The sequence below is a fragment of the Lederbergia panacisoli genome, assembly GCF_024626525.1.
GTDB classification, from domain to species: Bacteria; Bacillota; Bacilli; order Bacillales; family Bacillaceae_C; genus Lederbergia; species Lederbergia panacisoli.
On the sequence record NZ_JANJGU010000008.1, the window covers coordinates 84,096 to 98,041 of the forward strand.

Annotated in this window: 12 protein-coding genes; all 12 read left to right on the forward strand. The window is 38.4% G+C overall.

The genetic code is table 11. From position 1 onward, the window contains the following. Nucleotide 1: 1 nt before the first annotated feature. The 12 genes from pnpS to uvrA all read left to right on the forward strand — a co-directional run bounded on the left by pnpS (nucleotide 2) and on the right by uvrA (nucleotide 13,867). Nucleotides 2-1,780, forward strand: coding sequence for a two-component system histidine kinase PnpS (pnpS, locus tag NQ185_RS12345; RefSeq protein WP_257582148.1), 1,779 nt, complete (start codon nucleotides 2-4; stop codon nucleotides 1,778-1,780). Nucleotides 1,781-1,985: 205 nt separating this feature from the next. After that, nucleotides 1,986-2,987 carry a PstS family phosphate ABC transporter substrate-binding protein gene (locus NQ185_RS12350; RefSeq protein ID WP_257582150.1) on the forward strand — a complete coding sequence of 334 codons (1,002 nt, stop codon included), beginning with the start codon at nucleotides 1,986-1,988 and terminating at the stop codon, nucleotides 2,985-2,987. A 97-nt stretch (nucleotides 2,988-3,084) separates the two neighbouring features. Next, nucleotides 3,085-4,032, forward strand: coding sequence for a phosphate ABC transporter permease subunit PstC (pstC, locus tag NQ185_RS12355; protein ID WP_257582151.1), 948 nt, complete (start codon nucleotides 3,085-3,087; stop codon nucleotides 4,030-4,032). Further along, nucleotides 4,032-4,910 (forward strand): phosphate ABC transporter permease PstA, encoded by an 879-nt coding sequence (gene pstA, locus NQ185_RS12360; protein ID WP_257582152.1) that lies wholly within the window; start codon nucleotides 4,032-4,034, stop codon nucleotides 4,908-4,910. The genes pstC and pstA overlap by 1 nt, the downstream gene beginning before the upstream one ends. A 51-nt stretch (nucleotides 4,911-4,961) precedes the next feature. Further along, nucleotides 4,962-5,738 carry a phosphate ABC transporter ATP-binding protein PstB gene (pstB, locus tag NQ185_RS12365; protein WP_373370804.1) on the forward strand — a complete coding sequence of 259 codons (777 nt, stop codon included), beginning with the start codon at nucleotides 4,962-4,964 and terminating at the stop codon, nucleotides 5,736-5,738. Nucleotides 5,739-5,750: 12 nt separating this feature from the next. Then, nucleotides 5,751-6,410 (forward strand): phosphate signaling complex protein PhoU, encoded by a 660-nt coding sequence (phoU, locus tag NQ185_RS12370; RefSeq protein WP_257582153.1) that lies wholly within the window; start codon nucleotides 5,751-5,753, stop codon nucleotides 6,408-6,410. Nucleotides 6,411-6,517: 107 nt separating this feature from the next. After that, nucleotides 6,518-6,919: a MarR family winged helix-turn-helix transcriptional regulator gene (locus NQ185_RS12375; protein ID WP_257582154.1), complete on the forward strand. Its 402-nt coding sequence runs from the start codon at nucleotides 6,518-6,520 to the stop codon at nucleotides 6,917-6,919. Further along, nucleotides 6,916-8,121, forward strand: a complete 1,206-nt coding sequence (locus NQ185_RS12380; RefSeq protein ID WP_373370803.1) for an MFS transporter — start codon at nucleotides 6,916-6,918, stop codon at nucleotides 8,119-8,121. The genes NQ185_RS12375 and NQ185_RS12380 overlap by 4 nt, the downstream gene beginning before the upstream one ends. 173 nt (nucleotides 8,122-8,294) lie before the next feature. After that, nucleotides 8,295-8,534, forward strand: coding sequence for a CsbA family protein (locus tag NQ185_RS12385; RefSeq protein WP_257582156.1), 240 nt, complete (start codon nucleotides 8,295-8,297; stop codon nucleotides 8,532-8,534). A 73-nt stretch (nucleotides 8,535-8,607) separates the two neighbouring features. Then, nucleotides 8,608-8,847 (forward strand): DUF2164 domain-containing protein, encoded by a 240-nt coding sequence (locus tag NQ185_RS12390; protein ID WP_307000891.1) that lies wholly within the window; start codon nucleotides 8,608-8,610, stop codon nucleotides 8,845-8,847. Nucleotides 8,848-8,991: 144 nt separating this feature from the next. Next, a complete protein-coding gene (gene uvrB / locus NQ185_RS12395; protein WP_257582157.1) occupies nucleotides 8,992-10,971 on the forward strand; it encodes an excinuclease ABC subunit UvrB in 1,980 nt (659 codons plus the stop codon). Nucleotides 10,972-10,978: 7 nt separating this feature from the next. Continuing rightward, a complete protein-coding gene (uvrA, locus tag NQ185_RS12400) occupies nucleotides 10,979-13,867 on the forward strand; it encodes an excinuclease ABC subunit UvrA (RefSeq protein ID WP_257582158.1) in 2,889 nt (962 codons plus the stop codon). The last annotated feature ends 79 nt before the right edge of the window (nucleotides 13,868-13,946 follow it).

The window sequence follows — 13,946 nt, forward strand, 5'->3', positions numbered from 1 at the left end:
AATGCACAAATTATGGATTCGCATTACGTTCTCATTTTTATTATTAATGTCTTTATTACTCCTCATTTCTGGTTTTTTTCTGGCGGAAATGATGAAAAATACATATTATGACCTAAAGGAAAATCAATTAAAGCAAACCGCTCATTTAGTGTTTAATGCGGTGGAAATGGATAGAACAGGGTTGTATGCAAGCGACCTGCAACAAAAAGTGATGATGCTATCTTCGTCCATACAATCACGGATAACCGTAATTGACAAGGATGGTGTTGTTTTAGCAGATACGAAAGATAACCCTGCTAATATGGAGAATCATTCTAATCGCCCTGAAGTTAAGCAGATCATCAAAGAGAATTTAACATCAGGGCTTTCAATTAGATATAGCGATACCCTTGGATTTAGTATGATGTATGTATCGATTCCAATCCATGAAAATAATCAAACCGTTGGGGTCATGAGGGTTTCACTATCGATGGAAAATATTGAGCATGCAATTAGAAGGTTATGGATCAGCATCGCTCTTGTTTTGTTTGCTGCATTTCTTTTAACTGGCCTAATAGGAATGAGATTAGCGAAGGGCATATCAGGTCCGATTGAGGAAATGATTGATGTATCTGAAAAACTGAAGGAAAAAGATTATACAGCCCGTGTAAAAATGAAATCTAAAGGGGAGCTCGGCCAATTGGCGAATGCCATAAATGTCCTGGCATCCAGTTTGAAAAGCCAAATGGATAAGCTCCATGAAAATGAGCAGCGTCTTACAGGTGTTCTTGCGAATATGATGAGTGGCGTTTTGCTAGTAAATATCGATGGTCGAATTTTATTAGCTAACCGTGCAATGGGGCAAATGTTAGGAGAAGACCCAAGAACTTTTACAAATAAGCATCATGCCGAAGTGGGCAGGAGTAAAGAACTTAGCCACTTGATCGATCAATGTTTAAAAACAGGTCAAGAGCTTAGAAAGGAAGCCTATTTTTATTATCCAAAGGAAAGAACGGTAGATGCCCATTTAGCTCCGTATGTACGTGAAAATGGGGAAGTAAGCGGGATTATTGCTGTTCTCCATGATGTGACGGATATTCGCAGACTTGAGAAAATGCGCAGTGATTTTGTAGCAAACGTATCTCATGAGCTAAAGACCCCTATCACATCTTTAAAAGGATTTGCCGAAACATTGCTTGATGGGGCAATGGAAGATGAGGAACTATGCCGTAACTTTTTGACGATTATTTATAATGAAAGTGATCGATTACATCGCCTTATTAAGGATATTCTCTATTTATCAAGTATTGAACATCACCGCATTCCACTTGAGATTGAACTTGTGAATATAACGGATGCTGTAATAAATACAGCCAATACGATAAAAAAAGAAGCCGCCAAGAAAAACTTACAACTGACTCTACCAGAAAATAAGGAAATTTGGATTGAAGGCGAAAAAGATCGTATTCAGCAGATTGTTTTAAACCTTCTTTCAAACGCAATTGCGTACACTCCAGAGGGTGGAGAGATTTCTGTGAACGTAATCGAAGAGAAAAATAAAATTAAGCTTCTCATATCTGATACAGGAATCGGCATTGCCCAGAAAGAACTTCCAAGAATTTTTGAGCGCTTTTATCGAGTGGAAAAAGCACGATCACGCAGTTCGGGTGGTACAGGCTTAGGGCTTGCCATTGTGAAGCATTTAGTCGATTCACACCATGGAATCATTGATGTGAATAGCGTTGAAGGGGAAGGTACAACGTTTATTATTAGCCTTCCGAAAAAACAGGAAAATATATAATATTTTGGGACTCCTCTTTAATTAGCTACGGAGTCTTTTTTGTTTTTATGAAACACAACTCAACTTTTTAGCGGATGAAAGATTAATAGAAACAAAACAATACATTAACACAACCTTTACAATGTGTTAATCGCGAGTTTATAAACACCCTGTAAGATAGGGATTGTAAGAAACAAATAAAATTCTCACAGGGGGAAATCTTAACATGAAGTTGAAATCCTTAATTGCTACATTCACTCTATCATCTGCACTTATACTTGCAGCTTGTGGAAATGGAGATGGAAGTTCTACAAATGGAAATGGCAAGTCAGCAAATGAAAATGACAGCACTTCTAAAGTAGAAAATAATGAAAGTGAAAAACTTTCCGGATCAGTAGGCATCGATGGATCGTCAACTGTTTTCCCAATCATGGAAGCTGTATCTGAAGAATACTTGGCTGTACAGCCTGATGTAAAAGCACCTGTTGGTGTTTCTGGTACGGGTGGTGGATTTAAAAAATTCATTGCTGGAGAAACAGATATTAGTAATGCTTCCCGTCCAATTAAAGATGAAGAATCTCAATTGTTAAAAGATGGTGGAATTCCCTATACAGAGTTTGAAATTGCATACGACGGTTTGTCTGTCGTTGTGAATAAAGATAATGATTTTGTTGATCAATTAACTATTGAAGAATTGAAAAAAATGTGGATCGAAAGCGGAAATGTGAAAACTTGGGCAGATGTACGCGATGGCTGGCCAGAAGAATCGATTTCATTCTTTAGCCCAGGAACAGATTCCGGAACGTATGACTATTGGAATGAAGTCATCCTTGAAGATGAGCAAATGAGAAAAGATGCAACATTATCTGAAGACGATAATGTCCTCGTTCAAGGTGTTATAGGTGATAAAGGTGGTATTGGATTCTTCGGATTCTCTTACTACATTGAGAATAAGGATAATTTAAAAGTTGTACCGATCGTAAATAGTAAAGGTGAAGCAGTCACTCCTGATCATGACACAATTATGAACGGAGTGTACGAGCCACTATCTCGTCCGCTATATTTCTATGTACGTAATGATGCATTATCTGGCAAACCTCAAGTATATGATTACGTGAAATTTGCACTAGAAAATGCCGGTGAACTAGCTGAAGAAGTAGGATACATCAGTCTAAAAGATGACGAATATGCAGAAGCACTTAACAAATTGGAAGAGTCTGCAAAATAAAAAGAAAAAATATAAGCACTGTGCAATCAAAACAATTTAATAGAGTGAGAGGCATTCCTCTCACTCTATCTTTGATTAATCGATGAGGAGTTTTCCTATGGATATAAGGGATCAAAAAATTTCAGTAGCAAAAATAATAGAAGAAAATAAAAGAAAAGATAAGGTTAAACAGGCATTGACGGAAAAATCAATACCTGTGTTGCTGTTTTTGATGGCAATCATTTCAATCATGACAACGATTGGAATTGTCATGACATTATTAGTGGAAACAATTACGTTTTTTAAACGTGTTAATTTTATAGATTTTATTTCCGGAACAGAATGGTTTCCGTTTTTTGAAGCCGATCCCCAATATGGCATCATACCGCTTATATCCGGTACATTGCTCGTAGCAATTATTGCCATGCTCGTTGCCATCCCTATTGGACTAGCAACTGCTATATATTTGAGTGAATTCGCGAGTGAACGAGTCCGAAAAATAGTTAAACCGATTTTGGAAGTATTGGCAGGGATTCCGACAATTGTTTATGGTTTCTTTGCTTTAACTTTCGTTACTCCGAGTTTACAAAAGCTAGTACCTGATTTGAATTTTTTCAATGCATTGAGTCCAGGGATTGTTGTAGGAATTATGATAATTCCAATGGTTGCATCGTTATCTGAAGATGCGATGAGTGCCGTTCCAAGATCGATGAGAGAAGGTGCTTTAGCACTTGGCTCTACTAAGTTAGAAGTATCTTTAAAGGTTGTATTGCCTGCTGCCCTATCAGGGATCATTGCTTCATTTGTACTTGGCATTTCACGTGCCATCGGAGAAACGATGATTGTCACAATAGCTGGAGGGTCCAAACCAAATCTAACGTTTGATCCTACTGAGACCATTCAAACGATGACTGCCTATATTGTACAAGTGAGTCTAGGTGATGCCTCATACGGTTCAACAATTTATTACAGCATATATGCTGTCGGAATGGCATTATTCGTCTTTACACTTATTATGAATATCATTGCCCAATGGATCTCCAAGCGTTATAGGGAGGAATACTGATGGAATTGATTAATAAAGAGAAAGTATCGCAAAGAATTGGCTCTCGTATTTTAACAAATGCAGTCATGAAGTGGCTGTTTTTTCTAGCAACATCATTTGGATTAATTGTGCTTGCTATACTCATTTATCGAATTTTCAATGATGGCTTTAAATTTTTGGATTTTGAATTTTTTACAAATTATGCTTCTAGAAAACCCGAAAATGCTGGCATCAAATCAGCTATTTTTGGAACGATCTGGCTTATGGCGATAACAGGGCCCGTTTCGATCTTACTAGGTGTAGGCTGTGCAATTTATCTTGAGTTGTATGCGAAAAAAAATAAATTTACACGCTTTATTCAAATGAATATTTCCAACCTGGCAGGAGTTCCTTCTATAGTATTTGGTTTATTGGGATTAACAGTATTTGTTCGAATGATGGAGATGGGGAGAAGTGTGCTTGCAGGTGGATTGACAATGAGTTTGTTGATCTTACCCATTATTGTAGTAGCTACTCAAGAAGCGCTGCGTGCAGTTCCAAAAGAACTCCAAGAAGCTTCTTACGGAATGGGTGCGACGAAATGGCAGACAATCAGACGTGTTATTTTGCCTGCAGCAATACCTGGTATCTTAACTGGAAGCATATTGGCATTATCCCGCGCAGTTGGTGAAACAGCACCATTAATTATGATTGGAGCGTTAACGTTTGTGGCCTTCATTCCAGAAAATATTTGGTCCGGCTTTACAGTCATGCCAATACAAATATACAACTGGACGAGCAGACCACAAGTAGCATTCCATGATGTAGCGGCAGCTGGAATTATCGTACTTCTTGTCATGCTTCTTTTAATGAATTCAATTGCAATTATCATTCGAAATAAATTTTCAAAAAGATACTAACTTTGTGATGGAGGGATTATTTTGTTAGGAACAATGCTCAAAAATAACAATATGGATAAAACTTTAAATGAAAAATCAAATGTATTTGAAGCGAAAAATTTTAACCTATGGTATGCAAATGACCATGCCTTGAAAAACATCAATTTTGATATTGTGGAAAATAATGTGACAGCCATTATCGGTCCATCAGGCTGCGGTAAATCAACCTTCGTCAAATCTCTTAATAGAATGGTTGAATTAATTCCTTCTGTAAAAATGTCAGGCGAACTCCAATATAGAGGCAATAATATCTTATCTAAACAATTTGGAGTCGAGGAACTTAGAACAAAGGTTGGGATGGTTTTTCAAAAGCCGAATCCATTTCCAAAATCCATCTATGAAAATGTTGTGTATGGTCCTAGAATTCATGGAATTCGCAATAAAAAAATACTTGATGAAATTGTGGAAACAAGTTTAAAGGGAGCGGCCATCTGGGATGAAGTAAAAGATCGCTTGAATGAAAATGCCTACGGATTATCAGGTGGTCAGCAACAACGTCTTTGTATAGCTAGGTGCCTTGCAATTGAACCAGATGTCATTCTGATGGATGAGCCTACCTCAGCTCTTGATCCGATCTCTACATTAAAAGTAGAAGAGCTAGTTCAAGAATTAAAAGAAACATACAGCATTGTGATTGTCACACATAATATGCAGCAAGCTGCACGCATCTCAGATAAAACAGCCTTTTTCTTAAGTGGGGAAATCATCGAATATGATGATACGTCTGTGATATTTTCTAACCCTACAGATCAGAGAACAGAAGATTATATTACGGGAAGATTTGGTTAAGGAGGAAGGTAAATGGTTGTTAGAAATCAGTTTGAGGAACGGTTGAAGGAATTGCATCAAGATCTGCTTAAAATGGGGATAATGGTTGAGGAATCTGTTTATAATGCGGTAAAATCCCTTGTCAATAAAGATGTTGAGTTAGCCCAAAAAGTAGTGGACGGAGATCGGGCCATTAATGACGCTGAAATTGAAATTGAAAAAAAGTGTATGATGTTGATTGCACTTCAGCAGCCAGTGGGGAGTGATCTGCGCAGGATCGCAACAACTCTTAAAGTTTCTTCTGATTTAGAACGGATGGCGGACCATGCTGTAAGCATATCGAAAACAACGATAAAATTAAAAGATGAAATATATGCTAAACCGTTGATTGATATTCCAAAGATGAGTGATGGCGTGAAAAAAATGGTGCACGATTGTTTAGATGCCTATATTCAAATGGATAAAGAAGCTGCTGTTGCCATTGCAAAACGAGATGATCAAATCGATGCTTATTTTAAAACAATTTTTACCGATCTAATTGAACTGATGAATAAAGATAATGCTTGGATTAATCAAGCTACACATCTTTTATTAGTGGCTCAGTATTTAGAGAGAATAGGCGATTATGTCACGAATGTATGTGAATCAATTGTTTATATGTCTTCCGGCCAAGTAATAGAATTGAATAATTAACTATCCGTAGCTGTTCCTACAATAGGAGCGGCTTTTCTTCTTTACAAATGATGAAAAATGAATTAAAATAAATACTTACCTAGGTAACTAATTTGAGGTGAAAAATCGTGAATCCACTATTCCATGAAATTTTTCAAAAAACACGCTATTTAAGTAAAGAATTAAACAATACGTTAAAGGAATATGATTTATTTACTGCTCAATGGAGCGTTTTGTATACCGTTAAGCAACATGGGGAAATAACGCTGACGCAAATATGTAAGTATTTAAATGTTGAAGCACCGACTATTTCCCGGACTGTGCGAAGATTAATTGAGTTAGGTTGGCTGACAGAAAAATTCGGGGAAGATCGGCGAGAGAAAATGGTAGGGTTGACGGAAGATGCGGAAAAAAAGTTCAAAAGTATTGAAGAGTCCGTCATACATTTTGAAAATCAGTTTTTACAGGAATTGTCATTAGAAGAGCAAAATCAATTAGTTATGTTACTCAAGAAATTGAAGAAGGGATGAATTTTTTGAAAAAAAGAGAACCAATCTGGACGAAAACATTTATAGGTTTATTCTGCACAAATTTAGCTGTCTTTACCGTGTTTTATGGATTAGTGACAACCTTGCCGCTTTATGTACTTGAAAGTTTAAATAGAACAGATGAAGATGCAGGTCTGTTAATGACGATTTTTCTTCTTTCAGCGATTATAGTCAGGCCATTTACAGGGAAAATATTAGACATTTACGGCAAAAGAAAAATGTTATGGATTAGTTTGATCTTTTATTTAGTTTGTACAATTTTATATGCATTTGTTACACCATTTTCGGGATTATTAATTTTACGTTTTGTTCAAGGGATTTGGTTTAGCATCGCCACAACGGCTAGTGGTTCCCTTGCAGCTGATAACGTCCCGATGTCTAGACGCGGAGCTGGATTAGGTTATTTTACAATGTCCACCAATTTAGCGGTTGTCCTCGGACCGATGCTTGCTTTACTAATTGTTCAAGTCTTATCATTTAATGCACTGTTTATCATCATGAGTATTTTTATGCTCATTGGTGCTTCATTATCCTTAACCATTAAAGTCGATAAAGATGTAGAAAAAAATAAAACCTCAAAACGCCCTTTCTCAATTCACGACTTATTTGAAAAAAAATCTGTTCCGATTGCATTGCTGGCTAGTGTAGTTTCCTTCTCGTATGCTAGTGTTTTATCATTTTTATCAATATACGCCCAGCAAAAACATCTGTTGCATTTAGCAACTATTTTTTATTTGGTTTACGCTTCGGCCATGCTGCTAACACGTCCATATACGGGTAGATGGTTTGATGAAAAAGGACCGAAATATGTATTGATTCCAGGCTTCATTAGCTTTTGCGGTGGACTCATTTTATTAGCCTTTATCAACTCACCATTTTTATTTCTACTGTCGGGTGTTTTTATTGGTTTCGGCTACGGCGCACTCGTTCCAAGTTTACAAACCCTTTCCGTGCAGGCAACCAATCCACAAAGAAGCGGATATGCCACAGCAACTTTCTTTACACTTTTTGACATTGGAATCGCCGTCGGTTCCTATATACTGGGGCTCATAGCTGTTCATTTTGGTTATCAAAATGTGTATGTATTATCCGGAATAATAATTTTCGTGCTATTAGCGTTTTATATAGTTGCTGATAAGAAAAAAACATTGGTGAGGAATACTCTTGCGGCTAAGGATCTTTAAATAGAGAGGAATACGGGAATGAATTGTGAACAAAACCGGATTACTGAATCCGGTTTTAATAAAATTAATAGCAGGCATCTCTATAGAAAAACCATGCTATTATAAAAAAATCCTTGCTTTTTGCTTTTGTTTAAGAAAAACTGTACATATAGCCAGAAGCGAGGTGTTTTCTTTTGATTGATAAAATAATATCCGCCATTTTTTTACCCGCACTGCTTATGATCTTTTTCACGAGGGTGACGTATAGCCGGACGGTTGGATTTATCTTAACGATTGCTTTAATTATCGTTTCAGCATATAAAGGGTATATACAAACATGGTGGTTAATTGTAATAGAAGCAGCCTCATTAACGGTAGGCTTGTATGTTTCCAATCAGATGAAAAGAAAAAAGAATAAAGGAACATCAACTTAAATACGGAGTCAGTCCTCCATCTAGGATGGAAGTCTAACTCCATTTTTTCATTTAATTGACAGGAGTGGGATGAATGTTAATGCCAAGATTGACTGCAGAAAAAAAACGCGAAATGATTAAAGACTTACAACAGTTTTTTTGGGATGAACGTGGGGAGGAAATTGGCGAGCTTGCAGCGGAAGTCTGTTTTGACTTCATAAAAGACCGTTTCGGACCAGTATTTTATAACGCGGCCATTCGTGATGCACGTGAGATTGCAGAGCAAAGAATGCAAACTCTTGAAGAAGATCTATATGCGCTGGAAAAACGTTAGTAAAATAAACCAAATATACGTTCGCTTTTTGCTGGTTTTTATTGCATAGGTTGTGGTAAAATAAAATACATGATTATTTGCGTATAAGTGTTGTCCATAATGATAGATGTAGTGAAATCGAAGGAAGAATAGGAGGCCGCCATTTTGAAAAATCAATTTGAAATCGTTTCGAAATATCAGCCTGCTGGCGACCAGCCGCGGGCTATTGAGAGCCTTATTGCGGGTCTCCGCAATAAGCAAAAGTTTCAGACTCTGCTTGGGGCGACAGGTACTGGAAAAACATTTACGGTCTCCAATGTCATCCAAGAAGTTAACAAGCCGACGCTTATTATTGCACATAATAAAACACTTGCTGGCCAATTGTACAGTGAGTTCAAAGAATTTTTTCCTAACAATGCTGTCGAATATTTTGTTAGTTATTATGATTATTATCAACCAGAAGCATATGTCCCACAAACGGACACTTATATAGAAAAAGATGCGAGCATCAATGATGAAATTGATAAGCTTCGCCACTCGGCCACCTCATCTTTATTTGAAAGAAGAGATGTGGTTATCATTGCAAGTGTGTCTTGTATTTATGGTCTCGGTTCTCCTGAGGAATATCGGGAGCATGTTCTTTCACTAAGAACTGGTATGGAGATTGAGAGAAACCAGCTTTTACGTAAACTTGTTGACATTCAGTACGCCCGAAATGATATTGACTTTCAGCGTGGAACATTCCGAGTACGTGGTGATGTGGTAGAAATCTTTCCAGTTTCAAGAGATGAACATTGCATCCGCGTTGAATTTTTTGGCGATGAAATTGATCGAATCAGGGAAGTGGATGCTTTAACTGGAGAAATCATCGGAGATCGTGAACATTCCGCCATTTTCCCGGCTTCCCACTTCGTAACGGGTGAAGAAAAATTATCCATCGCCATTGAAAATATTGAAAAAGAACTGGAAGAACAGCTCGCGATCATGCGTGCGAATGATAAACTCCTAGAAGCTCAACGACTAGAACAGAGAACACGCTATGACTTGGAAATGATGCGTGAAATGGGTTTCTGTTCAGGAATTGAAAACTATTCCCGTCATTTAACATTGAGACCACCAGGTGCTACTCCATATACATTACTAGACTATTTTCCAGACGATTTTCAAATAATCATAGATGAGTCTCATGTTACATTGCCACAGATTCGTGGTATGTACAATGGTGACCAAGCGAGAAAACAAGTGCTTGTCGATCATGGTTTTCGTTTGCCTTCAGCTCTTGATAACCGACCTCTTAAATTTGAAGAATTTGAGAAACATATTCATCATGCAATATTTGTATCGGCAACTCCAGGACCTTTTGAAATTGAACATACGCCTAAGATGATTGAGCAAATTATTAGACCGACGGGATTGCTTGATCCAAATATTGACGTGAGGCCAATTGAAGGGCAGATTGATGACCTTCTTGGTGAAATCAATGAGCGTGTTGCCCGAAATGAGCGTGTACTCATAACGACGCTAACGAAGAAAATGTCTGAAGACCTTACCGATTATTTAAAAGAAATCGGAGTAAAAGTGCAGTATTTACACTCTGAAATCAAAACGCTTGAACGGATTGAGATAATTCGAGAGTTGCGGATGGGTACGTATGATGTACTCGTAGGGATCAACTTACTAAGAGAAGGGTTGGATATTCCTGAAGTATCTCTCGTTGCGATTCTAGATGCAGACAAAGAAGGGTTCCTGCGTTCCGAGCGTTCGCTTATCCAAACGATAGGGCGTGCGGCACGGAATTCCAACGGACATGTTATTATGTATGCCGATAAAATGACTGATTCAATGGAAAAAGCCATTACCGAAACAAAACGTCGCCGTGCCGTTCAAGAAGCACATAATCTGAAACATGGCATTACACCGACAACGATTCAAAAAGATATTCGCGATGTCATCAGAGCAACAGTAGCCGCAGAGGATACAGATGGATATGCAGCTGCAGTAAAAACGAAAAAATACACGAAAAAAGAAAAAGAAAAGCTGCTGGCTACGATGGAAAAAGAAATGAAAGAGGCAGCAAAAGCGCTTGATTTTGAAAGAGCAGCCGAGCTTCGCGATGCGATCTTGGAGTTAAAAGCGGAAGGATGAACAAAGAATGGCACAGGATAAAATAATCGTGCAGGGGGCTAGGGCCCATAATTTAAAAAACATAGATGTTACTATTCCAAGAGATAAACTTGTCGTATTAACTGGTCTTTCAGGTTCGGGTAAATCTTCCCTTGCCTTTGACACTATTTACGCTGAAGGACAACGCAGGTATGTCGAATCTCTATCAGCATATGCCCGCCAATTCCTAGGTCAAATGGATAAGCCCGACGTAGATGCGATTGAAGGACTTTCGCCCGCCATTTCAATCGATCAAAAAACGACGAGCAGAAATCCGCGTTCTACAGTCGGTACAGTAACGGAGATTTATGATTATTTACGTTTGCTATATGCCCGGATTGGCAGACCCATTTGTCCTATCCATGGCATTGAAATCACGTCGCAAACAATTGAACAAATGGTTGATCGAATCATGGTCTACCCTGAGAGGACAAAACTTCAAGTTTTAGCCCCGATTGTGTCAGGAAGAAAAGGGACACATGCGAAAGTGTTGGAGGATATTAAAAAGCAAGGTTTTGTTCGTGTTCGGGTAAATGGCGAAGTATATGATCTCGGGGACGAAATTGTTCTTGAAAAAAACAAAAAACACTCAATTGAAGTGATCATCGACCGTATCGTTGTAAAAGCTGGAGTCGAAACGAGACTGGCAGATTCATTGGAAACGGCACTTGGGCTAGGAGAAGGAAAAGTGATCATCGATGTGATCGGGGAAGAGGAATTACTGTTTAGTGAAAATCATGCTTGTCCAGAATGCGGCTTTTCCATTGAAAAGTTAGAACCAAGGATGTTTTCTTTTAATAGTCCGTTCGGTGCTTGTCCTGACTGCGATGGTCTTGGTTCGAAGCTGGAAGTTGATCAAGAACTTGTCATCCCAGATTGGACGCGACCACTTAATGACGATGCCATTGCTCCGTGGACACCAATTAGTTCACAATATTATCCACAACTATTAAAAACAATTTGTCATCATTATGGAATTGATATGGATATACCTGTTCAGGATTTGCCAAAAAAAGAGATGGATACAATTTTGTACGGTGGTAAAGGTGATGTTATTAAATTCCGCTACCAAAATGATTTTGGTCAGGTACGTGAAAGCAATATTAGATTTGAAGGAATCATCCGCAATGTAGAGCGTCGTTATCAAGAAACAAGTTCGGACTATATCCGTGAACAAATGGAAAAATATATGGCGCAGCAGCCTTGTCCACGTTGTAAAGGACATCGTTTAAAAGAAGAGAGTCTTGCTGTCAAAATAGATGGCCGCCATATAAGTGAAATCACGGGACTTTCTGTAGTAGAAGCCGATCAATTTTTCGCTGGCTTAAATTTATCGGAAAAAGAAATGCAAATAGCAAAGTTAATTTTAAGAGAGATTGAAGAACGTTTAGGTTTCCTCGTTAATGTCGGGCTTGACTATTTAACATTGAGCCGTGCTGCTGGAACATTATCCGGCGGGGAAGCGCAGCGGATTCGCTTGGCAACACAAATTGGTTCAAGACTAACTGGAGTTCTCTATATATTGGATGAACCTTCAATCGGGCTGCATCAACGTGATAATGACCGTCTCATCAGCACATTGAAAAATATGAGGGACATCGGCAATACGCTCATCGTCGTCGAACATGATGAGGATACAATGCTTGCTGCGGATTATTTAATTGATATTGGTCCAGGTGCTGGTGTTCACGGTGGAGAAATTGTCGCTTCTGGAACACCAGAAGAAGTAGCGCAGAACAATGCATCCCTAACTGGACAATATTTATCAGGTGAAAAGTTTATACCCCTTCCAATAGAACGAAGAAAGGCAAATGGAAGGTATCTTGAAATAAAAGGTGCCAAGGAAAACAACTTGAAAAATGTAAATGTTAAACTTCCTTTAGGACTTTTTATCGCGGTCACAGGAGTTTCGGGATCTGGGAAAAGTACATTAATCAATGAAATCCTTCATAAAACACTTGCTCAAAAGCTCCATAAAGCAAAGGCTAAGCCGGGGGCTCATAAAGATATTATAGGCATCGACCTATTGGAAAAAGTAATCGATATCGATCAATCGCCAATCGGCAGAACTCCGAGATCGAATCCAGCCACTTATACGGGTGTGTTTGATGATATTCGTGATGTGTACGCAACTACAAATGAGGCAAAAGTGCGTGGTTATAAAAAAGGGCGGTTTAGCTTTAACGTAAAAGGCGGGCGCTGCGAGGCATGCCGCGGAGATGGGATCATCAAAATTGAAATGCACTTTTTACCAGATGTTTACGTCCCATGTGAAGTTTGCCATGGTAAAAGGTATAACAGGGAAACACTGGAAGTAAAATATAAAGGGAAAAATATTGCTGAAGTGCTCGATATGACAATTGAAGACGGGCTAGAATTTTTTGAAAACATCCCGAAAATCAGTCGGAAATTGCAAACGATCGTTGACGTTGGACTGGGTTATATGAAACTTGGTCAGCCCGCCACGACATTATCGGGTGGAGAAGCACAACGTGTCAAGCTTGCATCTGAACTACATCGTCGTTCAAATGGACGTTCTCTTTATATTTTGGATGAGCCGACTACAGGGCTTCATGTCGATGATATTGCAAGGCTTCTTACGGTGTTGCAGCGTCTAGTTGATAATGGTGATACTGTTCTCGTTATTGAACATAATCTTGATGTCATTAAGACGGCAGATTATATCGTCGATCTTGGCCCTGAAGGCGGCGACAAAGGTGGAACGATCATCGCAAAAGGTACACCTGAAAAAGTAGTAGAAAATCCTGAGTCTTATACTGGAAGATATTTAAAACCAATTTTAGTTCGTGATAGGGATCGTATGAAAAAACGTATTGCTGAGCAAGAGCATGTGGAAGAACTAGTTGGAAAACATTAACTTTGATTATTATCTGCACCAAGTAAGTGAAACTTATGCTGCTTCGTAATCGTATTACCTTTTATAACCACCAATAAGG

Coding starts and splice junctions, on each gene's coding strand:
- pnpS (WP_257582148.1), top strand. CDS start 2: ATGCACAAATTATGGATTCGCATTACGTTCTCATTTTTATTATTAATG.
- NQ185_RS12350 (WP_257582150.1), top strand. CDS start 1,986: ATGAAGTTGAAATCCTTAATTGCTACATTCACTCTATCATCTGCACTT.
- pstC (WP_257582151.1), top strand. CDS start 3,085: ATGGATATAAGGGATCAAAAAATTTCAGTAGCAAAAATAATAGAAGAA.
- pstA (WP_257582152.1), top strand. CDS start 4,032: ATGGAATTGATTAATAAAGAGAAAGTATCGCAAAGAATTGGCTCTCGT.
- pstB (WP_373370804.1), top strand. CDS start 4,962: ATGGATAAAACTTTAAATGAAAAATCAAATGTATTTGAAGCGAAAAAT.
- phoU (WP_257582153.1), top strand. CDS start 5,751: ATGGTTGTTAGAAATCAGTTTGAGGAACGGTTGAAGGAATTGCATCAA.
- NQ185_RS12380 (WP_373370803.1), top strand. CDS start 6,916: ATGAATTTTTTGAAAAAAAGAGAACCAATCTGGACGAAAACATTTATA.
- NQ185_RS12390 (WP_307000891.1), top strand. CDS start 8,608: ATGTTAATGCCAAGATTGACTGCAGAAAAAAAACGCGAAATGATTAAA.
- uvrA (WP_257582158.1), top strand. CDS start 10,979: ATGGCACAGGATAAAATAATCGTGCAGGGGGCTAGGGCCCATAATTTA.